Origin of the sequence: Lacihabitans sp. CS3-21 (assembly GCF_024343675.1) — a bacterium.
Classification (GTDB): Bacteria; Bacteroidota; Bacteroidia; order Cytophagales; family Spirosomataceae; genus Leadbetterella.
Genome location: NZ_RJUD01000105.1, coordinates 71,302 through 92,262, shown reverse-complemented (window position 1 = coordinate 92,262; position 20,961 = coordinate 71,302). Strand labels below are relative to the sequence as shown.

Annotated in this window: 24 protein-coding genes; 3 read left to right on the top strand and 21 right to left on the bottom strand. The window is 36.7% G+C overall.

The window, feature by feature from the left end:
* Positions 1-67: 67 nt before the first annotated feature.
* From EGI24_RS18840 to EGI24_RS18770, 15 genes are all read right to left on the bottom strand, one after another.
* Positions 68-559, bottom strand: coding sequence for a DUF6702 family protein (locus EGI24_RS18840; protein WP_255050120.1), 492 nt, complete (start codon positions 557-559; stop codon positions 68-70).
* 5 nt (positions 560-564) lie between these two features.
* The gene (rseP, locus tag EGI24_RS18835; RefSeq protein WP_255050119.1) at positions 565-1,896 is read right to left on the bottom strand and encodes an RIP metalloprotease RseP; all 1,332 of its coding nucleotides are present in this window, start codon (positions 1,894-1,896) and stop codon (positions 565-567) included.
* Between the two features lie 231 nt (positions 1,897-2,127).
* On the bottom strand, positions 2,128-2,880 hold the full coding sequence (locus EGI24_RS18830; protein WP_255050157.1) for a succinate dehydrogenase/fumarate reductase iron-sulfur subunit: 753 nt from the start codon (positions 2,878-2,880) through the stop codon (positions 2,128-2,130).
* A 37-nt stretch (positions 2,881-2,917) separates the two neighbouring features.
* A complete protein-coding gene (locus EGI24_RS18825) occupies positions 2,918-4,897 on the bottom strand; it encodes a fumarate reductase/succinate dehydrogenase flavoprotein subunit (RefSeq protein WP_255050156.1) in 1,980 nt (659 codons plus the stop codon).
* A 29-nt stretch (positions 4,898-4,926) separates the two neighbouring features.
* Positions 4,927-5,706, bottom strand: a complete 780-nt coding sequence (locus tag EGI24_RS18820; RefSeq protein WP_255050118.1) for a succinate dehydrogenase cytochrome b subunit — start codon at positions 5,704-5,706, stop codon at positions 4,927-4,929.
* A gap of 245 nt (positions 5,707-5,951) precedes the next feature.
* Entirely contained in the window at positions 5,952-7,223 is a 1,272-nt protein-coding gene (gene serS, locus EGI24_RS18815) for a serine--tRNA ligase (RefSeq protein WP_255050117.1), read from the bottom strand.
* Entirely contained in the window at positions 7,211-7,654 is a 444-nt protein-coding gene (locus EGI24_RS18810; RefSeq protein WP_255050116.1) for a DinB family protein, read from the bottom strand. The genes serS and EGI24_RS18810 overlap by 13 nt, the downstream gene beginning before the upstream one ends.
* 2 nt (positions 7,655-7,656) lie before the next feature.
* The gene (locus EGI24_RS18805) at positions 7,657-8,988 is read right to left on the bottom strand and encodes an aspartate kinase (RefSeq protein ID WP_255050115.1); all 1,332 of its coding nucleotides are present in this window, start codon (positions 8,986-8,988) and stop codon (positions 7,657-7,659) included.
* Between the two features lie 68 nt (positions 8,989-9,056).
* A complete protein-coding gene (ribH, locus tag EGI24_RS18800; protein WP_255050114.1) occupies positions 9,057-9,536 on the bottom strand; it encodes a 6,7-dimethyl-8-ribityllumazine synthase in 480 nt (159 codons plus the stop codon).
* A 77-nt stretch (positions 9,537-9,613) separates the two neighbouring features.
* Complete coding sequence (locus EGI24_RS18795; RefSeq protein ID WP_255050113.1) at positions 9,614-10,324, bottom strand: tetratricopeptide repeat protein; 711 nt, start codon at positions 10,322-10,324, stop codon at positions 9,614-9,616.
* Positions 10,325-10,452: 128 nt separating this feature from the next.
* Entirely contained in the window at positions 10,453-11,472 is a 1,020-nt protein-coding gene (gene pdhA, locus EGI24_RS18790; protein ID WP_255050112.1) for a pyruvate dehydrogenase (acetyl-transferring) E1 component subunit alpha, read from the bottom strand.
* Positions 11,473-11,520: 48 nt separating this feature from the next.
* Positions 11,521-11,805: a 4a-hydroxytetrahydrobiopterin dehydratase gene (locus EGI24_RS18785; protein WP_255050111.1), complete on the bottom strand. Its 285-nt coding sequence runs from the start codon at positions 11,803-11,805 to the stop codon at positions 11,521-11,523.
* 12 nt (positions 11,806-11,817) lie between these two features.
* Positions 11,818-12,486: a hypothetical protein gene (locus EGI24_RS18780; protein WP_255050107.1), complete on the bottom strand. Its 669-nt coding sequence runs from the start codon at positions 12,484-12,486 to the stop codon at positions 11,818-11,820.
* A complete protein-coding gene (locus EGI24_RS18775; RefSeq protein ID WP_255050106.1) occupies positions 12,483-13,235 on the bottom strand; it encodes a hypothetical protein in 753 nt (250 codons plus the stop codon). The genes EGI24_RS18780 and EGI24_RS18775 overlap by 4 nt, the downstream gene beginning before the upstream one ends.
* On the bottom strand, positions 13,232-13,564 hold the full coding sequence (locus EGI24_RS18770) for a PadR family transcriptional regulator (protein WP_255050105.1): 333 nt from the start codon (positions 13,562-13,564) through the stop codon (positions 13,232-13,234). The genes EGI24_RS18775 and EGI24_RS18770 overlap by 4 nt, the downstream gene beginning before the upstream one ends.
* A 138-nt stretch (positions 13,565-13,702) precedes the next feature.
* On the opposite strand from EGI24_RS18770, the gene recF reads away from it, so the two are divergent.
* On the top strand, positions 13,703-14,767 hold the full coding sequence (gene recF / locus EGI24_RS18765) for a DNA replication/repair protein RecF (protein ID WP_255050104.1): 1,065 nt from the start codon (positions 13,703-13,705) through the stop codon (positions 14,765-14,767).
* 47 nt (positions 14,768-14,814) lie between these two features.
* Here recF and EGI24_RS18760 read toward each other — a convergent pair whose 3' ends face one another.
* The 6 genes from EGI24_RS18760 to EGI24_RS18735 all read right to left on the bottom strand — a co-directional run bounded on the left by EGI24_RS18760 (position 14,815) and on the right by EGI24_RS18735 (position 19,468).
* Positions 14,815-15,597 carry an SDR family oxidoreductase gene (locus EGI24_RS18760; protein WP_255050100.1) on the bottom strand — a complete coding sequence of 261 codons (783 nt, stop codon included), beginning with the start codon at positions 15,595-15,597 and terminating at the stop codon, positions 14,815-14,817.
* A gap of 9 nt (positions 15,598-15,606) precedes the next feature.
* Complete coding sequence (locus tag EGI24_RS18755; RefSeq protein ID WP_255050155.1) at positions 15,607-15,945, bottom strand: Dabb family protein; 339 nt, start codon at positions 15,943-15,945, stop codon at positions 15,607-15,609.
* A 249-nt stretch (positions 15,946-16,194) separates the two neighbouring features.
* The gene (trpB, locus tag EGI24_RS18750) at positions 16,195-17,391 is read right to left on the bottom strand and encodes a tryptophan synthase subunit beta (protein WP_255050099.1); all 1,197 of its coding nucleotides are present in this window, start codon (positions 17,389-17,391) and stop codon (positions 16,195-16,197) included.
* On the bottom strand, positions 17,388-18,017 hold the full coding sequence (locus tag EGI24_RS18745) for a phosphoribosylanthranilate isomerase (RefSeq protein ID WP_255050097.1): 630 nt from the start codon (positions 18,015-18,017) through the stop codon (positions 17,388-17,390). The genes trpB and EGI24_RS18745 overlap by 4 nt, the downstream gene beginning before the upstream one ends.
* 50 nt (positions 18,018-18,067) lie before the next feature.
* A complete protein-coding gene (gene trpC, locus EGI24_RS18740) occupies positions 18,068-18,859 on the bottom strand; it encodes an indole-3-glycerol phosphate synthase TrpC (RefSeq protein ID WP_255050095.1) in 792 nt (263 codons plus the stop codon).
* Positions 18,860-18,889: 30 nt separating this feature from the next.
* Complete coding sequence (locus EGI24_RS18735) at positions 18,890-19,468, bottom strand: Crp/Fnr family transcriptional regulator (RefSeq protein ID WP_255050093.1); 579 nt, start codon at positions 19,466-19,468, stop codon at positions 18,890-18,892.
* A 74-nt stretch (positions 19,469-19,542) separates the two neighbouring features.
* Between EGI24_RS18735 and EGI24_RS18730 the strand changes: the two genes are divergently transcribed.
* Both EGI24_RS18730 and EGI24_RS18725 read left to right on the top strand, forming a co-directional pair.
* Positions 19,543-20,103 carry an RNA polymerase sigma factor gene (locus tag EGI24_RS18730; RefSeq protein WP_255050092.1) on the top strand — a complete coding sequence of 187 codons (561 nt, stop codon included), beginning with the start codon at positions 19,543-19,545 and terminating at the stop codon, positions 20,101-20,103.
* A gap of 12 nt (positions 20,104-20,115) precedes the next feature.
* Positions 20,116-20,958: a hypothetical protein gene (locus tag EGI24_RS18725; RefSeq protein WP_255050091.1), complete on the top strand. Its 843-nt coding sequence runs from the start codon at positions 20,116-20,118 to the stop codon at positions 20,956-20,958.
* Positions 20,959-20,961 lie beyond the last annotated feature (3 nt).

Genomic DNA, 20,961 nt, shown 5'->3' with positions numbered 1-20,961 from the left:
TTTACAAAACTAAACATTTTTGATGTTATGCAAGCATACTATTCCGATTTTGTCTTTAAAATTTCCATTAAAATGGCCAAGGAGAGACTTTCGTTTCAGAATCAAAAACAATGGTTTTTTTCTGAGCGGGGTAGATAATGTTCACTAGATTGGTCTGATCTTCAAACATTTCTTGCATTATGGTATTGTAGAGTGTGAAATTTTTCAATTGTTTACAGTCAAATATTTCTAGGTAAATCCAAGTAGCGTCAGCCTCTTTTTCTTTTCCATAAAATTTCCCAAATTTCACTTCCTTGCCAGGAGAAATCAATGCGAGGTTTTTTCTGATATATTGCTCAATGAGCGGATCTACCGTGGCTTCGGGGTCTTCAATTTTCACCAGTTTTCCTTTGTTAAAATTGGTAAGTGTTAGTTCTAAATCATCTGTAAAAACTCGGACAGATAATTCTAGAGAACCCGTTTTTGGATTAAAATTAATTTCTGTGAGTGAAGTATGAAAATCATGCTTAGGACTCCAATTTGTGTTTAGAAAACAGAATATGAGCAAAATCCTAAGCATTATTTTTAGAATATCAGTTTTATGGTATCGTTAAACAATACATATACCATCAATGCCAATAAAATGAATGTGCCGATTTGTTGTGTACGCTCCATAAACTTCTCTGATGGTTTACGACCACTAATCATTTCATACAGTAAGACTATCACGTGTCCACCATCCAAGGCAGGTATCGGTAGGGCATTCATAAAAGCCAATGCCATTGATAGCAATCCAGTCAGTCCCCAAAACTTTTCCCAGTCCCATTTTGGAGAAAACATTTGGGCCAAACCTACTGGACCAGTAAGTGCATTTTTCGGAGAAATATGTCCTTTGAAAATTCTAGCAAAACCATTGATTTGTTGAGGAATAACTCCAAGAGCTTCAGTAGAGCCTACTTTGAAGGCCTCTGGTAAAGAGTATTTTGCTTTTGTAGATGCCAAAAGGCTTTTAGGATAAAATCCAATTGCCGAATCTGCAGTAACTATTGGATGAATGTGAAGGATTGTTCCTTTTCTTTCAATCTCCAAGTCAACTTTTTTGTTGGCTGATTTTTTTATCAAAGGTTGAATCTGTTGATAAAAAGTAATTGGCGTACCATTGAAGCTTAAAATTTTATCACCGCCCCTCAAGCCTGACTTTTCAGCTGGCATTCCTTTAGTAACTCTATCTACTTCAAATGGTATGATGGGATCTATGAAATAATTCTTTTGAGCAACTTTGTCTATAAGCTCATTTGGAATCGGAATCTCTATGGTTGTACTATCTCTGAGTACCGTAAAAAGCGTATTTTCATTGGTGATTGAACCTCTTAATTCACTAAGAGTTGCGTAGTCTTTACCATTTATTTTAGTGATTTTGTCACCAGTTTTCAATCCAATCTTTTCAGCTATTGGGTAGGCAAATATTCCTCTTTTGTTAATTTCCTCTCTTGTATAATCTTCATCTCCCCAAAAGTATTTCACACCTGAAAATATCAAAATACCTAATATGACATTTACAATTATGCCTCCCAACATTACAAAAAGTCTTTGCCAAGCTGGTTTAGATCTGAATTCCCATGGCTCAGGGGTTGAAGATAATTGAGAAGCATCTTTGGTTTCGTCTATCATACCTGCAATATCTACATAGCCACCCAATGGAAACCAACCTAGACCATATTCAGTATCCCCTTTTTTCTTTTTCCAAAGAGCAAAGTTCAAGACGTTAGGAAGTGGAAACAGGAAGTCGAAGAAAATATAAAATTTATTAACTCTGATGTTGAAGATTCTGGCAAATATAAAATGTCCAAATTCGTGTAGTCCAACTAAAATAGTGAGTGCCAGCAAAAGCTGAGCGGCCATAATTAATCCTTCCATATTTTTTGGCTAAGCCTGATAGTTTGTCTTTTGTATCTAAAACGCAAAAATCGGTATAAAATTCAAATTAAATAATATAAACCAGCAAAAATCGGAGAATTTACATAGAAATAATACATAAAAAAACACCCACACCGGAAACCGACGTGGGTGTCTCGCTACTAAATCCACACAACTTTGATGCAAAGTTAATAAAACTATTGAATTCAGCTAAAGATTTTTGTAATATTTTTAAACTTCTTGGCTGCTAATACTTGCTCCCAAAAACTCTCTATTTAGTCTAGCAATATTGTCAAGAGAAATTTCTTTTGGACATTCGGCTGCACAAGCTCCTGTATTGGTACAAGCACCAAATCCTTCGGCATCCATTTGTGCCACCATGTTAAGTGCTCTTGATTCTCTTTCTGGCTGGCCTTGTGGTAATAAAGCCAATTGAGAAACTTTTGCTGAAACAAACAGCATCGCGGAAGCGTTTTTACAAGCCGCGACACAGGCACCGCAACCAATACAAGCAGCTGCAGCAAAAGCCATGTCGGCTTTGTCTTTACCAATTGCTAGGTTGTTTGCGTCTTGAGCATTACCCGTATTTACAGACACAAAACCTCCTGAAGCAATGATTCTGTCGAAAGCTGTCCGATCTACTACCAAGTCTTTTATAACTGGGAATGCTGCAGATCTCCAAGGCTCTACTACAATGGTGTCGCCATCTTTGAAAGTTCTCATGTGAAGCTGACAAGTGGTTACACCTTCCAGCGGGCCGTGCGGTTGGCCATTGATATACATCGAGCACATCCCACAGATACCTTCTCGGCAATCATGGTCAAATGCTATCGGTTCTTTATTTTCTTGTACAAGTTTTTCGTTTAGAACGTCAAACATCTCTAAAAATGACATGTCTGGCGAAACTTGATCAACTTTATATGTTTCTAAATTACCCGAAGTTTTGGCGTTTTTTTGTTTCCAAACTTTCAGATTAATGGTCATATTACCTGTGCTCATAATTCAAAAAAAATTGAAATAATTATTTATAGTTACGTTGAGCTATTTTGATGTTTTCATACTTCAGCTCCTCTTTGTGCAGTTCCCACTTGCTTTCGCCTTTGTGTTCCCATGCTGCTACATACATAAAGTTTTCATCGTCACGCATTGCTTCGCCGCCATCTTCTTGGTATTCTTCTCTAAAGTGGCCTCCGCACGATTCATTTCTGTTCAAAGCATCAATACACATTAATTCACCCAATTCGATAAAGTCAGCCACACGGCCAGCTTTGTCAAGCTCTGGGTTGAATCCGTCTATGTCTCCTAAAACCCTCAAATCACTCCAGAATTCTTTTTTCAAGGCCTGAATTTCGGCAATTGCTTCTGTCAAACCTTTTTCATTTCTAGCCATGCCGCATTTTTCCCACATGATTTTTCCTAATCTTTTGTGGAATGATTCTGGAGATTGTTTGCCTTTGATATTAATTAATTTCTCAATTCTCTCACGTGTTGCTTTTTCAGCTTCCACAAATGCCTCATGATCAGTTGAAATCGATTTAGTTTTGATTTCAGCGGATAAATATGAACCAATCGTGTAAGGAATCACAAAGTATCCATCAGACAATCCTTGCATCAGGGCCGAAGCTCCCAAACGGTTGGCTCCGTGGTCAGAGAAGTTGGCTTCACCTAAACAATAAAGACCAGGGACGGTTGTCATCAAGTTGTAATCTACCCAAACGCCACCCATTGTGTAGTGAACGGCCGGATATATCATCATCGGTACTTCGTAAGGGTCTTCACCGGTAATTTGCTTGTACATGTCAAACAAGTTACCGTATTCTTCTTTTACGACTTCTTTTCCAAGGCGAATCAAAGTGTCCAAATCAGGATTTTCAATACCCAATTTTGTTGCTTCGGCTCTTCCGTATTTGTTAATTAAGTTAGATTTGAAATCTAAATAAACAGCCATTTTCGTTACTCCAACTCCATAGCCGGCATCACATCTTTCTTTGGCGGCACGAGAAGCGATATCTCTCGGCACCAAGTTACCAAACGCAGGATAACGACGCTCCAAGTAATAATCTCTTTCTTCTTCTGGAATATCGTTGGCCGCACGTTTATCGTCTTTTTGTTTTGGCACCCATATACGGCCGTCGTTACGAAGCGACTCAGACATCAAAGTCAATTTCGATTGATGATCGCCAGAAACAGGAATACAAGTAGGGTGTATTTGTGTAAAACATGGATTGGCAAATAATGCTCCTTGTTTGTGTGCTTTCCAAGCCGCTGTTACATTACTTCCCATTGCGTTTGTAGAAAGATAAAATACATTTCCGTATCCACCCGTACAAAGTAACACGGCGTGTCCGAAGTGTCTTTCTAGCTCACCAGTGATAAGATTTCTTGCTATAATTCCTCTGGCTTTGCCGTCTATTTTAACTACATCAAGCATCTCATGGCGAGAATAATTGATAACAGAACCTTTGCCTATTTGTCTCTCAAGGGCAGAATAGGCTCCCAAAAGTAACTGCTGACCAGTTTGTCCGGCTGCATAAAACGTACGTTGAACTTGCGTACCACCAAACGAACGGTTACGTAACATGCCACCATAATCACGAGCAAATGGTACACCTTGAGCAACACATTGATCTATAATACTGGCTGAAACTTCTGCCAAACGATGAACGTTTCCTTCTCTTGCACGGTAGTCGCCGCCCTTAATGGTATCGTAAAACAATCTATAAGTAGAGTCACCGTCGTTTTGATAATTTTTGGCTGCATTTATACCTCCTTGAGCTGCAATGGAGTGTGCTCTTCGAGGAGAATCTTGAAAACAGAATGTTTTAACTTTGTAGCCCATTTCAGCCAATGATGCTGCCGCAGAAGCACCTGCAAGGCCTGTTCCCACCACTATAATTTCAAGACTACGCTTGTTGGCTGGGTTTACCAATGGTACAGAAGATTTATATTTCGTCCACTTTTCACCTATTGGGCCCTCAGGCACCTTAGCGTCCAATTTTATTGTTGCCATTTTTTATAATTAAACTAAAATTATTTAAAAAAATAAAAATAAAGGGGCATTGCTGCATATCCAATTGGAATAAGTACCGCAAACACCCAAACACCTAAACCTTTTACCAGTGGAGTGTATTTTGGATGACTCCAGCCCAAAGTTTGAAATGCACTTTGAAAGCCGTGAAATAAGTGAAAAGCAACTGCAAACATTGAAAGTACATAAAACAATACTAACAATATGTTTTGAAATGAGAAAGAAACAACGTTGTATAAATCTTTAACAATTACTGTCCTTGTTCCTGCTTCCTCGTTAACCGTTTCCACTTTTTTGGCTTCTTGAGTATAACCAATTTCCATCGGAGTTGTTTCAATATTTCCTGAAGCTATCTGCTCGGTATATTTTACATAAGGCAAAGCTTCATTATGATATCTGTACCAGAAATCACTCATGTGAACAACCAAGTAAACCAAAAGGATTGTACCTAGGATGGCCATATTGCGACTAAATACACTTGATGAGTTTTTTACTACAGCATACCCAATCGGACGAGCCTGACGGTTTTTGTAGGTAATGTAAAGTCCCCAAAAAGCATGGAAAAGTATCAATGCATAGTTTACGTAAGATACAATTTTAATCACTGGGAATGTGGTCATGAAGACAGCATAATTGTTAAATGCATAACCACCGTCATTTTTGAATAATTGTAGGTTACCTATTAAATGCACCACCAAAAAAGTACAAAGAAACAAGCCAGTAAGTGCCATTAGTAGTTTTTTACCTATGGAGCTTGTTAAAGTTTTTGTTAACCAAGACATGTTATATTTTTAAAATTTAATTAATAGTAAATACTTAGAAAAATCCAATTTACTTTCGAGGTTCAAATCTAACTCTGAAACCGTTTAGAATCAATATAAATACTGAAATTTATTGGTAAAATGATATTGATTTTCTGTAAAAATTTAGCGTTATTTTTTTTTATTTAAACACATTTTGAATAGTAATGTTTTTAGAAATAATTGTTAAACAAAAAACCTTCAAGAAAAATCTTGAAGGTTTTGATTTATTTTATCATTTCAAATCCACAAAAAGCTTGGAGTGCTTTTGGCACTTTTATACCTTCGGAGGTTTGGTTGTTTTCTAATATAGCAGCTAAAATTCTTGGTAAAGCCAATGCTGAACCATTTAAGGTATGCAAAAGCTTGGTTTTGCCATCAACTTTGTACCTTAGTTTGAGTCTGTTGGCTTGGTAAGTTTCAAAATTAGAAACGGAGCTGACTTCTAACCAACGCTCTTGAGCCGCTGAGAAAACCTCAAAATCGAAGGTCAGAGCGGAAGTGAAACTCATATCACCACCACACAATCGAAGAATTCTGAATGGCAACTCTAGTTTTGTAAGTAGCCCTTTTACATGTTCTAACATTTCTTCGAGTGCCTGGTACGATTCTTCTGGCTTACGAACTTGCACAATCTCGACCTTGTCAAACTGATGCAGTCTGTTTAAACCTCTCACATGTGCACCCCAGCTACCTGCCTCTCTACGGAAACAAGGTGTGTAGGCTACGTTTTTTATTGGTAAATCATTGTCATTCAATATAACATCTCTATACATGTTGGTAATAGGCACCTCAGCGGTAGGGATTAAATACAAATCATCGGCGGTTGCATGGTACATTTGACCTTCTTTGTCGGGCAATTGTCCAGTTCCAAATCCTGAGGCAGCATTGATTACGATTGGAGGCTGCACTTCAAAATATCCAGCAGCTTCTGCTTCGTTCAAGAAGAAATTTATCAATGCACGTTGGATTTTTGCTCCTTTGCCTTTGTAAAAAGGGAAACCTGCACCCGATACTTTATTTCCAAGTTCGAAATCAATAATGTCGTATTTTTTTATCAACTCCCAGTGTGGTTGTGCTTCGGCATGAAGTTTTGGAATTTCACCTTGCGAAAAAATGTTCAAGTTTTCATCTGGTGTTTTACCTGCTGGCACACTTTCGTGAGGTAAGTTGGGAATGGTTACCAATATGTCGAGGAGAGAAACTTCTAGTTCTTTAAGTTTTTCCTCCAAATCTTTTGACGTAACTTTAAGTTCAGCAGTTTTACCTTTTATAGCTTCTGCTTCTTCTTTTTTACCTTCTTTCATCAAAGCACCAATTTCTTTGGCCAAGTTATTGGACTGAGCCAAGGTATTGTCCAACTCCAGCTGAGTGTCTTTACGAATTTGGTCCAAGGACAAAACCTGCTCAACAGTTTCTGCTGCGTTTTTAAAGTACTTTCTCTCCAGACCTTTGATGGTCAAGTCTTTGTTTTCTTTGATGAAATTCAGTTGTAACATAATATTCTTCTATGATAATTTATTTGTCCTAAATGATAATTGAGATGGCCTAAAAGATGAATCAAGAAATAGTTTGTTTTCATTTCATGTCCAAAAACATTATCAGGGTATGTTTGGTCGAAAACGGATGAATCTAAACCCAAAATTATATTTTTTACTATTTCGGTGGTATCATCTATAGATTTCAAAAGTTGGTCTTTAGTCGTTTTTTCTGAAAACTCGGCTGGTCTATTTCTTACATAGTCTGTGTTTCCTAAAATGGTACCTATATAATTGTTCAAATTTCCCAATATATGCAAACACAAGTTTCCTGCCGAATTGTTGATTCCTTCGGCTTTTATCCAAAGTTTTTCTTCGTTGTTATAAGCTTCAATTTCTAATTTAAGCCTAATAAGGTCTTTCTCGAAAACGGCAGAGAGGGATTTTTGCATTTTTAATCAAATTTAAAAAGCCCCTCATTCAACGCTTCCAAGGCAGCATTTTTATCTTTTGTATCTACCAAAATAGACATATTGTGCTCAGAAGCACCGTAGGCAATCATTCTCACAGGAATATCTTTCAAGGCGTTCATGACATTTATGGCTATGCCTGCTTTGTCTGCCATGAAATTACCCACAATACAAATAATACTTTGGTTGAAATCATGGGGTTCTAAATCAGCTATTTGTTTAAGTTCTTCCGTGATTTTATCGAGATTTTCATTGTTGTCAATCGTTACAGCAACAGAAACCTCAGAAGTGGTTATCATGTCTACTGGTGTTTTGTATTTTTCAAAAACCTCAAACACTTTTCTTAAAAACCCATAGGCATTCAGCATTCTGGTAGAATGAATGTAAATGGCTGTGATGTTGTCTTTAGCTGCAATTGCTGTGATTTCAGAGGTATGCGAAACATCCGACTTTATCAAAGTGCCAGGTGCATTTGGCTCCATGGTATTTTTCAATCTTACAGGAACACCTTTCATTTTGGCAGGCGTTATTGTGCTTGGATGAAGTATTTTGGCACCAAAATAGGCCAATTCAGCTGCTTCTTCAAAGCTCAACTCACGCACAGGAAATGTTCGCTTCACGATTCTTGGGTCGTTGTTGTGCATGCCGTCTATGTCGGTCCAAATCTGTATTTCTTCTGAAACTGTTGCTCCGCCAATCAAGGAAGCCGTGTAGTCAGAACCGCCACGCTTTAAGTTATCTACTTCTCCACGTGGATTTCTGCAGATAAATCCTTGAGTTACAATTATTTGTTTGTCAGTTTGTTTTGACAAAAGATGGCCAAGTTTTTCTTCAATTACAGCAAGCTCAGGCTCGTTGTCGGCATCTATTCGCATGAAATCAAGAGCAGGAATCAGTACTACACTGTCGCCTACCTCTTCCATGTAAGCAGCGAACATTTGTGTAGACAGTATTTCGCCTTGTGCAACTAATTCTTTGTCCTGCTTTTGTGTAAATGGACTTATATTGACCAAAGAAGCTATAAAATCAAATTCAGTATCTATGATTTTTTGGCCTTGGGCTAAGCCCTCTGGTGTAGCGTAAAGTTCTTCAATGAATGTTTGGTAGTGGTTTTTTAGACTTGAAATGTTTTCTAAAGCCTCTGAGTTTTTATGTTGTTTGATGGCCTCACCGATAGCCAAAAGGCCATTTGTGGTACCAGACAATGCTGATAATACTACAATTTTCCTTGTTTTATCTTCTGTTACAAGGTTTCTGATTGATTTCATTCTTTCTGGCTTTCCTACCGAAGTGCCACCAAATTTCCAAACTTGCATATTTTGTTGTTATATTTTTTTCTTTTACCACAGAGTGTCACCGGTTTTGCACAGCGTGACAATAAGTTTTACTTTAAACCGAGCATCTTAATTGCTGTAATTGCAGCTTCATCGCCTTTGTTGCCGTGTATGCCACCAGCTCTGTCTAGAGCTTGCTGATGGGTGTTGGGTGTTAATACCCCAAATATTATGGGTTTATTATACTTCAAAGAAACTTCAGTTAATCCACCAGCCACGGCATGATTGATATAATCATTATGTTTGGTTTCTCCTTGAATTACACATCCAATTGCTATAACGGCATCTATTTCAGCTTTTTGGGCATAAACTTGCGAGCCATAACTGAGTTCAAAACTTCCAGGAACATAAACTTTCAGTATGTTAGTTTCTTTAGCACCGTACTTAAGAAGTGTATCTATAGCTCCTTGAGCAAGAGGTTCGGTGATGTCATCGTTCCACTCAGCTACGATGACCACGAACTTTTTCCAACTTATGTCGGGCAAGTTTTCTGTTTTGAAAATACTAAGGTTTTTATGAGCAGAAGACATGATTGTTTATATATTTGATACAAAAAAGGGATAAACCTGATGGCTTATCCCTTTGATTTTTAATATTTTAATCTCGGTTATTCGCCAATTTCGGTTTCCATTCTCGATTTGTACTTTTTAGCCAACAAGGTTTCTGTGCCAGAAGGATACTTGTTTATGATATCGCCGTATACTTCAATAGCTTCTTTTGTTTTTTTAGACTCAGTAAGAGCATTGGCCCACTTCATCATATAACCTGGAGTAGAAAACTTGTTCGGTTTGTGGTTAGAAGCTTTTTCGTAGTATGTAATAGCATCTTCCACTTTTTTAGTCTCCATGTAGCAATCACCTATCAATGAATAAGCCCTAGCCTGTAATACTTGGTCGTCAGATGAGAACTTATCCAATCTTTCAATTGCCTCGGCATATTTCGCTTGTTTCATCAAAGCTATACCTGCATATAGGCTTGCTAATTTACCTGCTTTTGTGCTGCTGTAGTTATCAGCCAAAGATAATAAGCCTTCGTTACCACCTTTACCTTTCAATGCTTGATTAAGCGAGTCTGCCTCGAAAGAGAACACTGCATCATAAAGTGCAACTTGAGCTTCTTTTTCTTGGGTATCCGTGTAGTATTTGTAACCAAAATAGAGAGCAACCACTGCTATTATTGCACCACCTATGTAAGTAAGTATTTTTGAGTTTTTTTCTAAGAGTCCTTCGTACTTGAAAAATTCTTTTTTCAGTGCGTCAGCATTTTCTATAATTTCTATACCCTTATTGTCTTTATCAGCCATTTTTCTTTTGTTCAAAATTTTTGGAGTGCAAATTTATGAAAAACCTTCATAAAATTTATATAAAAACTCCTAAAAAATGTGCCAAAACGAATTTAGCACAAAAAAAAGACCGAATTGTCGGTCTTTAATTACATATTATATTTTTATTCTCTCAAGAATGGATAATCTTGCTGAACATAAATGTCTTCAAAAGCTTCCTCTGGTTTAGGCCAAGGTGACTCCTCAGCAAATGTCACAGATTCTTCAACTTGAACCTTTATTTTAGCATCGATAGCACTTAGTTCTTCTTCAGTAGCAATTTTCTGAGACAAAATTCTGTCCTTTATCAATTCGATTGGATCTCTTTGTTTCCATTCTGCAACCTCTTCTTTGGTACGATATTTTTGTGGGTCAGACATCGAATGACCTCTGAATCTGTATGTTTTGAATTCCAAAAATGTTGGACCATCACCTTTTCTAGCTCTCTCAGCTGCTCTACCAACTGCTTCATGTACAATTTCAACGTCCATGGCATCTACTGGCTCAGCTGGCATATCATAGGCTTCTGCCAAGGTGTAGAGCTCTCTTACGTTTGAGGTTCTTTCTACGGATGTACCCATTGCGTAACCGTTATTTTCTACAACAAAAATAGTCGGTATTTTCCAAGTCATGGCCATGTTAAAAGCTTCATGTAAAGCACCTTGACGAGTGGCTCCATCTCCAAAATAGCATATACATACTTTACCGGTATTCAGATATTTTTCGGCAAAACCCAGACCAGCACCCATAGGTATTTGTGCACCTACTATACCATGGCCGCCTACAAAACCCACTTCCTTATCGAAAATGTGCATCGAACCTCCTTTACCCTTCGTGGTACCCGTTACTTTGCCATAAAGCTCCGCCATGATACGCTTAGGGTCAGTACCCAACACCAAGGGATGACCGTGGTCACGGTAAGCAGTGATGTATTTGTCGCCTTTTTCTAATGCCGAAACTGCTCCTGAAGAACACGCTTCTTGACCTATATATAAATGACAAAAACCTCTGATTTTTTGCTGACCATATAATTGCCCTGCTTTTTCTTCAAATTTGCGTTGCAACTGCATAGTTTCATACCAAAAGATATATTGTTCTTTTGTGTATTTTACTTGAGCCGCCTCTTTCTTTTTGCTGGTTGCCATAAAGTTTTCGCTTAGAATTTTTTTGGATTGCAAAAATAAGGATTAAAACTAAATAGAAGGAATATTATTGATAAAATCTATGTCTTTGGCTAAAAGATAGCATTTGTCGGAGAGGTTTTTCTCTTCATGATTATTTACCGATACCTCTACTTTGCTATAATTGACAATTATTTCGGGATGATGATTATGTTTATCGATTACTTCAAAGGCTTTTTTCGTGAAACCAATCACTTCAGTATAGTTTTTGAAAGTGTAGATCTTGGTTAGTTTACCCTCAACTGTTTTCCAATCTGTTTTGCCTAACTCTTCGATTTGAATTTTCGTGATTTCCAAGGATATTTTAGTTTATTTGAATGCTTCTGGATACTGATAACGAAGTTTTTCGTGTATTTGTTTGTGGGTGGAAAGTTCAGCCCAAGTGCCAATCAGAGAAAGTGTGCAAATGATGGAAATAAAATATGGATTGGTAAAAAGGACGTTTTTGAAACTTTCGCTCAATATGAGGTTATTGAGGTTTAGGACAGAGCCGCTCATTGAAATCCATAGTGGTTGATATTTTTTCTGAATCAATTTTAGTTTTTCTTCACGGTTCATTTTGAACAATATTACAACTGCTGCCAATGCTGTAATTAGAAAATATGGCAGTACGAAATATTTATATTGGTTGTACTGTAAATTACTAATAATAAGGAACGTCAATATAAACACCAGGAGTGTGTAAACAAATTTTGGAAGTTTAAAGAACTCAAAAAAGTGCCTCCAATATTTCTTGCGACTTTCTGAATAAGCAGCCTTGGCTCTTTCAGTTACGAAGTCTGAGAAACCAAACAAACCGAAGTTTTTGTATTTTGAGAGTAATAATTTTTCGAAATCTTGGTTGGGGAACTGTTCTAGCTCTGCTTCTATGGCTGAAGCAAGATGATCTACGAGTTCAACTTGGATATCGTGGTATTCTACGTATTTTGATTTTACGAAGGTTTCGATTTTTTTAATTTCGGCAAATGTCAGAGTCATGCTTTGAATATTTTAAAGTTTAATATTTTTTTTTCAATGAAAAAATTCGATGTAGTTGATAAGAATAGAATAATCATAGTAAAGACAACACTCTGACTTACTTTATCCATTTGAATTTCAAATAATGTGATAAACTGAATGATAAAGATGAAAGCAGAAATAGGTATTAAGGCGATTTTAAATACCGAAACTGTTTTCAGGGAAAAATCAGTAAAAATCCTTCTTTTGGTGGAAAAAAATGAACCTAATGTAGAGTGTTTAAACCCTTCAACTAAATTGGTTTTTTCAATAATGAATGCAGCTAAAAAAATATTTAAGGGGATACTGAACCCACCTGAAAAAGCTCCTAAGCTATTTAATTTAAAATTAATTTGGGAATATGGCGAAAACTTAAAAATTAATAAGCCTAAAAATATCCATATTAGTATTTTTGAACTTGAAAAATTCTTAGCTAAACTTTGGAAATACTCTTTTTTAATATTCCTGTCGAAATACATTGCTTGTTGATATTCTAGGGCTTTTAAACCATAAAATTCTGAAATTTCGCCAAGCCTAACTTTCTGTTTGTATGAGTCAAAATTTTCATGGACTTCATTAAATGATTCCTCAAAAGATTTATTTTCGTTCATTTTATGCTCTATTTCGGAGCAGAAATGATCGAACATCTCATCATAGAATTCTTTGAATGTAAGTTCACAAGAATTAAAATATTTTTCAATTTCAGCTATTTGTGATTCGTTGAGTTTCATGATAAACTAAGTTTTGGGTTTAAGATGAGGTTTAAATTTTCGGCAAATGCCTTAAGTTCAGCTATTCTGTCCACTGCAACGGCATTTCCTTTTGGCGTGATTTTGTAGTATTTTCTTGTGCGGCCATCCACTTTTTCGAGTTCAGCAGTTAGGACTTCCTCAGCTTCCAATTTATGCAAAATAGGATAAAGTGCTCCTTCGGTTATTTGAATGTCATCTTGGGTGAGTTCTTTTACTTTTTGCGTGATTTCGTAACCATACATTCTGCCGTTGTCGTGTAACAATTTCAGGATAATGGTACTCAAACTGCCTTTCAGATGCTGATTCATAATAAATTGATAATATTTAATACAAACATACATAATATTCTTATGCATCCAAATGTTAGGTATTGTTTTTTTTAAAATTCTACGGATTCAAAAATGAATTTGACCAAGCAATAATTCTTCTGCACCTTTGTAGTCATTATGTACATAGAAAAACTCCAGTTATCCAATTTCAGAAATTACGAAAATCAATTTTACGAGTTTTCGGATGGATTGAATTGTATAGTTGGTAAAAATGGAAGCGGTAAAACCAATCTTCTTGATGCCATTTATTTCCTGTCTTTGTGTAAAAGTTCTATTCATAGTCAGGATGCTTTGAGTATAAATTTTGACACGGATTTTGCTCAAATTGAGGGCCGTTTTGGAAAAGAACTGATCACTTGCTCGATGCAAAGAGGAGGTAAGAAGTCATTTTTTTATGACAAAGTACCTTATGAAAAACTCTCTGAGCATATCGGCAAATATCCAGTTGTTCTGATTGCTCCTGATGACACAGATCTGATACGCGATGGAAGTGAAACTCGCCGAAAACTATTTGATGGTATACTTTCGCAAATAGATGGAGAATATTTAAAGCTGTATTTGTCTTATAATAAATCGCTTGATCAGCGGAATAGTTTGCTAAAACAATTTGGCGAGCACAATTATTTCGATGAGGATTTGGTTAGAATTTACTCTGATCAGCTTTTGGTTACGGGTAAAAAAATATTTGACCTTAGGAAGAATTTTGTATCCCAGTTTTTGCCTTTGTTCAAGAAGCATTATGACGACCTTTCTGACAACAGAGAAGTTGTCGAAATCAATTATAATTCGGAGTGTTCGGAAGAAAATTTTGAGGCAATTTTTTTGAAATCCATTGCTAATGATTTGGCAGCTCAACGTACCACCAAAGGAATTCACAAAGACGACTATGAGTTTTGGATGGAGGGGAAACCCGTGAAGAAATTCGGTTCGCAAGGTCAACGAAAGTCCTTTATTATGGCTATCAGAATGGCTCAGTTTGATATACTTACCCAAATTAAAGGCTTTAAACCTATTCTTTTACTCGACGATATTTTTGATAAGTTAGACGAAAAGCGAATCAAGAAATTGGTAGAAATGATTGATAACAAAGTCTTTGGTCAGGTTTTTTTGACAGATGCTCGTCCGAACAGAACCAAAGAATTGTTAAAGGGTATTGATGTGAGGTTTTTGGAGATTGGGTAAGGTTTATTGCTGTCGGTTGTGCGGACACAACCGACCATCTAATTTTTTCACAACAAAGCCCTATCCAAATGCACATAACCACCATCTACATGAATGAGCTGGCCGGTGGTATGACTCGAACGATTGGATAGCAAGAATACCACCATGTTTGCCAATTCTTCGGCAGTGGTCATACGTTTTCCTAATGGAATTTTATCTTTAATTTTTTCTAGAGTTTCCTCTGGATTAGGCAAGGTTTTTATCCATTTGTCATAAAGCGGGGTATAACATTCTGCAACCACCACGGAGTTTACTCTTATGCCATATTTTAGCAATTCTACAGCCCACTCTCTTGTCAGAGCATTACGTGCCCCATTGGCTGCTGCGTATCCTGAAGTGCCTCCTTGACCAGTCTCTGCGGTTTTCGAGGTGACGTTTACGATAGACCCCTCGGTTTCTATCAACGATGGCAGACAATATTTTGCCAATAAATAATAATGGACCACGTTGCGATGTAAGGAGGCCATAAAGCCTTCGTAATCACCGTTTTCGAGTCCAATTCCGTCGTTGGCTCCTGCATTATTAACTAATCCATGTATCCTTCCAAACCTTGCCAGAACCGTATCTACAGCCTTTTTGCACTCGTCAGGGTTCGAAAGTTCGGCTTCTACCGTAAATCCAAAGCCTCCAGCCGCTGTTATTTTCTCAAGAGCTGATTCATTATCTTTTGCGTTTCTTCCGATAATTACCGGAAATGCACCTTCAAGTGCCAATTGTGACGAAATTCCCTCTCCAATTCCTTTGGCTCCGCCTGTAACAATTATTACTTTTTCTTTGAGATTGAGATTCATTATTGTGACTTATTTTTTTGCCCAATAATCCAATACCATAACTTTATCAAGATGTGGCATCAAAACTTCTACAAATGCTTTGTGGTCAGGATGAGGCAAGTATATGGCTCTGTCTTCTTCACTCTTAAAAGTCACAAAAAACAAGTGAGTAAAACCGTTATCAAGTCCTTCAGGGCTGTTGTTGGTTCCCCATTCGTAGTCTTTTATTTGCTTGATTTTGTCTTTTAGTCCGTGAAAAGCATCTTCCACTTTTTTAACATCGGCTGCAGATGAGGTGTCCTTGAATTTGAACATTACTACATGTCGTAGTTCTTTTTTTTGTGAAAAACCACCTGTTGAAATTGCCATAAATAAAGCCGCGAATAAGAATGATTTGAAAGGTAAGGAACTGAAAATTTGCATATTTGGGAATGGTTGAATGTTGTAATTTTTATTATTTCAACAAAAATAGAAATACCTTCCTTTTAATAAAATTAATTGGGAAGAAATAATAAACTTATGTTTGGATTAAAAATTAAATATCTAAAACTATAGCAAAATTATGAGCTTCAAAATGAAATTTGGAGTCCAAAACAGGCCGTTTTAAGACTGAAATTCTTACAAATGCTTCATATATGTTGCCAAATCCTTATCACCTCTGCCTGAAAGTCCTATCACCACGACTTCGTCTTTTCCAGCTCCCAAATAATTGAGAACTGCCAAAGCGTGACTCGATTCTATGGCCGGTATAATGCCTTCCAATTTGGTGAGTTCAAAGCCTGCTGTCAATGACTCCTCATCAGTAATTCCGTAGAAGGTAGCCCTTTTGCTTTCCCACAAATGTGCATGAAGTGGCCCGATACCAGGATAATCCAAGCCAGCAGAAATAGAATGTGGCTCAACCACTTGACCATCAAACGTTTGCATCAATAAGCTTTTACTTCCATGCAAGATGCCTGGTTTACCAAGAAACGTGGTTGCTGCTGATTTGCCAGTATTTACACCATGTCCTGCGGCTTCAGCAGCTATTATTTTAACAGAAGGTTCGTCTAAGAAATGGTAAAAAGTACCTGCGGCGTTTGACCCTCCTCCAACACAAGCTATCACATAATCTGGGTTTTCTGATCCTGTTTGCTCAAAAAGTTGCGTTCTGATTTCCTCAGAAATAACCGACTGGAATCTGGCCACCATGTCGGGGTAGGGGTGAGGGCCCACTACCGAACCGATGATATAATGCGTATCAGTCGGGTTGTTTATCCAGTGTCTCATGGCTTCATTGGTGGCATCTTTGAGGGTTCTTGATCCACTTTTTGCTGGTCTCACTTCCGCACCGAGCATTTTCATACGGGCCACGTTTGGAGCCTGGCGTTCAATGTCGATTTCGCCCATATACACGATGCATTCTAAACCCATCAATGCACACATGGTAGCGGTGGCCACGCCGTGTTGTCCAGCTCCAGTTTCTGCTACGATTTTCTTTTTATTAAGTTTTTTAGCCAATAATATTTGGCCAAGGGTATTGTTTACCTTGTGAGCCCCCGTATGACAGAGATCCTCTCTTTTGAGATATACCTTGGTTTGGTATTTTTCTGAAAGTCGCTCTGCATGAAAAAGTGGAGTTGGGCGTCCCACATAATCTTTCAATAAACGTTGAAATTCTTCTTGAAAACTAGGTTCATACATGATTTGGAGATAGTTTTCACGTAGCTCCTCTACATTTGGATAAAGCATTTCGGGAATAAACGCTCCGCCGTAGTTTCCGTAATAACCTCTCTCGTCCACCTGAAACGGTGAGTTTTCTTTTAGACTTTTCATATTCTTATTTTTTCAAAAAGCTCTATCAAGGCTTCCATGTTTTTATTTGCAGGGCTTATTTCAAATTTGCTATTGACGTCAATTCCCGCAAAATTCTTATTTCTAATATTTTTCAAATCCTCCAAGTTTTCTAACGATATCCCTCCTGCTAATAGAAAAGGTTTTTCACCAGCATAATTATCTAAAATTTGCCAGTCGAATGTTTTTCCATGGCCGCCATATCCGCCATCGGCTTTGGTGTCGAATAGAAAATAATCAATAAACGTCTCAAAGGGAGTGGTTTCAGCAAAATCAAAAGAATTATCCACTGAGAATACTTTTATGATTTTTAAACCCTCATTTTTTAATTTTCTACAAAACTCAATGGTTTCATTTCCATGTAATTGTATAAAATCTAAATCGTATTCTTTGCAAATCCCAACTATTTTTTCTAATTTCTCATTTACAAAAACCCCTGTCTTTTTGATATTTTGAGGTAAACTTCTGAGCGTTTTTTTATCTAAAATATCACCAGTAAACCTTGCCGATTTTTCATAAAAAATAAACCCCATAAAATCTGGTTGCAACTCTGCCAAAGCCAGTATATTCTGACTTTCCCGCATTCCGCAAACTTTGATTTTTAGCATTTTGTTTTTTTTAAAAGGCACTGAAGTATCAAGCTAATGAAACAAATGTTTTAAATTATCAATTCTACAAATTCCTCTAAGGCTTTAGCTGGGTTACTTGTTTTCATGAAATTTTCTCCCATCAAAAATCCTTTGTAGCCTATTTCTCTCAATTGTTTTACGGTATCTGGATGGCTGATACAGCTTTCTGATATTTTTACTTTTTCTTTCGGGATAAAATCATAAAGTTCAATCGAGGCATTCACATTGTTTTCTGCAAAATTTTTGAGATTTCGATTATTTACACCAACAATATCCACATTTTGCATCGGGCTTTTGTCTATTTCGGCTTGGTCATGAACTTCCAAAAGGACTTCTAAACCTAATTCATGTGCTTTTTTGCTTAATGATTCTATCTCTGAGCTTTCTAAATTAGCTGCGATTAGTAAAATCACATCAGCCCCCCAAGCTTTAGCTTCATATAGCTGATATTCATCTATCATGAAGTCTTTTCTGAGTAGTGGAGTAGTTGGGTTGTTTTCACGAGCAATCAATAAATCTTCTTTGAAGCCGCCAAAAAAAACAGTGTCCGTGAGTACACTTATACCTGCTGCTCCAGCTTTTGTATATCCCAAAGTGGTTTCAGCTATTCCCGCACCTACGTTAATATCTCCTTTTGAGGGTGATTTTCTTTTGTATTCCGAAATAATTCCTGTTGAATTCTCCGCTAATAGAGCCGACTTTAAAGAAATGGTCTCTCTTTGAAAATAAACCGAACTTTTAAGTTCTTCAACAGTTACTTTTTCTTTAGCTCGGGCTATTTCAATTTTTTTATTTTCTATTATTTGATCTAAAATCGTCATTTATTCTCTTTTCTTTCTGGAAAATTCAAACTACGCTTTTTTTCTTACTCTACTCAAGGTTTCGGGCGAGAGACCCAAAAACGAGGCAATATATTTTTTTGGTGCTCTATCATAGATATCCGGAAACATATCCCTGAAAGCATCATTTCGTTTTTGTGCACTCATCATTCTCATAAAACGGACGCGTTCGTCATACATTACCAAATACATTTCTGTCAGAATACGCCCTATGTAATTGGCCTCGGGAACCGTATCATACAACTCCTGCATGGCTTTGTTTGTTATCGAAATCATCTCTGAATCTTCCAAAAGTTCGATAGTTTCTACAGAAGGAACTTTTGGGATGTAACTGTGTGGTATATAGATAAAACCAAATTCGCCCACAAACCATGAAGTAACATCCGTTTTTGTTTTATTTTCTTCTATGGTATAATATGATCTTACCAGGCCTTTTTCTATAAAGTAAAGCCTGTCATTTATATCGCCTGCTTTTACCAGTATATCGCCAGCCTTACCCGTATGGCGAGTAAGTTTTTTGATAAGAAGTTTTTCAGTTTCCTTTTTTATTGGATGAATCGCTTTCAATGATTCCACAAAAGATGTAAACATAAGCTTATATTTTTTTACAAATATAATGCAACCCTAACATAAAAAAATTGCATCTTGAGATTGAAACCGATTATATGGCAAAAATTTTATCACTTTTCGAAACTGAGTACGATTTAGCTAAGGCTCTCATAAAGGGAGACGCTTATGCTCAGCGTATGTTCTACGAAAAGTTTTCACATAGGTTTTTAGCTATTTGTTGCAGATATATTAGCGATAAAATGGCCGCTGAAGACCTGATGGTGGAAAGCATGATGAAGATTTTTGATAAAGTTAGTCAGTTTGGATTTAAGGGAAGTTTTGAAGGTTGGGCAAAAAGATTAGTGGTGAACGAGGCTTTGATGTATCTGAGAAGTAAAAAAATGCTCGAAGTGGGAATAGATGAAGTAAATGAATCTCTTAATTCTTATAATCAAAGTTTAGATTTTGAGTCCGACGAATTAATGAAACTCATACAATCGCTTCCAAATGGATATAGGACAGTTTTTAATCTTTATGCCATTGAAGGCTATAATCACAACGAAATAGCTGAAATGCTTGGAATTTCAGAAGGAACTTCGAAATCGCAGCTAAGTAGAGCTAGAGCAATTTTGCAAGAACAATTGACAAAAAATGAGAGGTACGGATATATCGTTTAAAAAAAATTGAATATGAATCCTATAGATGATTTTTTTAGGGAAAAACTCGCAAACCAAGAGGTAAAGCCTAGCGATAGGGCTAATCAATTGTTTTTGAGTAAACTAGAAAACAAAAAAAAGAGGAGAATTGTGCCTTACAGGTACTTTGCTATGGCCGCTTCGTTGTTTATTGTTTCTTTGGCAGGTGTATATTTTTACAATAAGTCAAAAGTTTCTAATCACACTTTGACTTCAACCCTACCAAATTCAGAGGAGGCTACCTCTCCTTCTGAATTGAATGAAATGGCGAACAAAAAAGAAGAAAATCTAGCTGATTTGGTACCAACAAGTAAATACCTTAAAACAGGATTTGCAGAATTTTCTATAAAAAAGCCAAATGATGTTATTGCTTTAGCTGTTGTGCCGATTGAAAGTGCTGATAATGTTGATATTAATGAGCCAAAAGAAATTAGTTTAATAGATGTTAATTCAAAAATAGGAATTGATTCAAAAACAGTCTTGGCCAATAAGACGGGATTTAAAAGTGAAAACTTAGAAGAGACCTTGATTTTTCTAACACCAATATTAGCCCTAAATCAAGTGAATAATTTTGGGGTGAATCCTGAAATTTTAGAGAATTCAAATAGTAAAGTAACTAAAAGTACTGACGAATATTTCTCAGATGACAAATCGTTGGTAACAAGAGTTTTGGACGAAGTGAAGAATTTGAAAAAGGGCGAAAAAGTTGATTTTAACAAGTTAGGATTCAAGCCTATCGAGGAGTTGGCCTTAGACAAAGAAGGATTTATAGTATCAGAAACAAACCAAATAAAAGACAAAATAAACTGGATAAAAGCAAGATTAAACAACAATTAACAA

What these genes read in the sequence shown, in the direction of transcription:
- serS (WP_255050117.1), bottom strand. Translation starts at nt 7,223, where the DNA reads ATGTTACAACTGAATTTCATCAAAGAAAACAAAGACTTGACCATCAAA.
- EGI24_RS18840 (WP_255050120.1), bottom strand. Translation starts at nt 559, where the DNA reads ATGCTTAGGATTTTGCTCATATTCTGTTTTCTAAACACAAATTGGAGT.
- EGI24_RS18770 (WP_255050105.1), bottom strand. Translation starts at nt 13,564, where the DNA reads ATGAATCAGCATCTGAAAGGCAGTTTGAGTACCATTATCCTGAAATTG.
- EGI24_RS18780 (WP_255050107.1), bottom strand. Translation starts at nt 12,486, where the DNA reads ATGACTCTGACATTTGCCGAAATTAAAAAAATCGAAACCTTCGTAAAA.
- EGI24_RS18725 (WP_255050091.1), top strand. Translation starts at nt 20,116, where the DNA reads ATGAATCCTATAGATGATTTTTTTAGGGAAAAACTCGCAAACCAAGAG.
- EGI24_RS18755 (WP_255050155.1), bottom strand. Translation starts at nt 15,945, where the DNA reads ATGGCAATTTCAACAGGTGGTTTTTCACAAAAAAAAGAACTACGACAT.
- recF (WP_255050104.1), top strand. Translation starts at nt 13,703, where the DNA reads ATGTACATAGAAAAACTCCAGTTATCCAATTTCAGAAATTACGAAAAT.
- trpB (WP_255050099.1), bottom strand. Translation starts at nt 17,391, where the DNA reads ATGAAAAGTCTAAAAGAAAACTCACCGTTTCAGGTGGACGAGAGAGGT.
- EGI24_RS18745 (WP_255050097.1), bottom strand. Translation starts at nt 18,017, where the DNA reads ATGCTAAAAATCAAAGTTTGCGGAATGCGGGAAAGTCAGAATATACTG.
- EGI24_RS18735 (WP_255050093.1), bottom strand. Translation starts at nt 19,468, where the DNA reads ATGTTTACATCTTTTGTGGAATCATTGAAAGCGATTCATCCAATAAAA.
- EGI24_RS18775 (WP_255050106.1), bottom strand. Translation starts at nt 13,235, where the DNA reads ATGAAACTCAACGAATCACAAATAGCTGAAATTGAAAAATATTTTAAT.
- EGI24_RS18830 (WP_255050157.1), bottom strand. Translation starts at nt 2,880, where the DNA reads ATGACCATTAATCTGAAAGTTTGGAAACAAAAAAACGCCAAAACTTCG.
- trpC (WP_255050095.1), bottom strand. Translation starts at nt 18,859, where the DNA reads ATGACGATTTTAGATCAAATAATAGAAAATAAAAAAATTGAAATAGCC.
- EGI24_RS18805 (WP_255050115.1), bottom strand. Translation starts at nt 8,988, where the DNA reads ATGCAAGTTTGGAAATTTGGTGGCACTTCGGTAGGAAAGCCAGAAAGA.
- EGI24_RS18760 (WP_255050100.1), bottom strand. Translation starts at nt 15,597, where the DNA reads ATGAATCTCAATCTCAAAGAAAAAGTAATAATTGTTACAGGCGGAGCC.
- EGI24_RS18810 (WP_255050116.1), bottom strand. Translation starts at nt 7,654, where the DNA reads ATGCAAAAATCCCTCTCTGCCGTTTTCGAGAAAGACCTTATTAGGCTT.
- rseP (WP_255050119.1), bottom strand. Translation starts at nt 1,896, where the DNA reads ATGGAAGGATTAATTATGGCCGCTCAGCTTTTGCTGGCACTCACTATT.
- EGI24_RS18820 (WP_255050118.1), bottom strand. Translation starts at nt 5,706, where the DNA reads ATGTCTTGGTTAACAAAAACTTTAACAAGCTCCATAGGTAAAAAACTA.
- pdhA (WP_255050112.1), bottom strand. Translation starts at nt 11,472, where the DNA reads ATGGCAACCAGCAAAAAGAAAGAGGCGGCTCAAGTAAAATACACAAAA.
- ribH (WP_255050114.1), bottom strand. Translation starts at nt 9,536, where the DNA reads ATGTCTTCTGCTCATAAAAACCTTAGTATTTTCAAAACAGAAAACTTG.
- EGI24_RS18730 (WP_255050092.1), top strand. Translation starts at nt 19,543, where the DNA reads ATGGCAAAAATTTTATCACTTTTCGAAACTGAGTACGATTTAGCTAAG.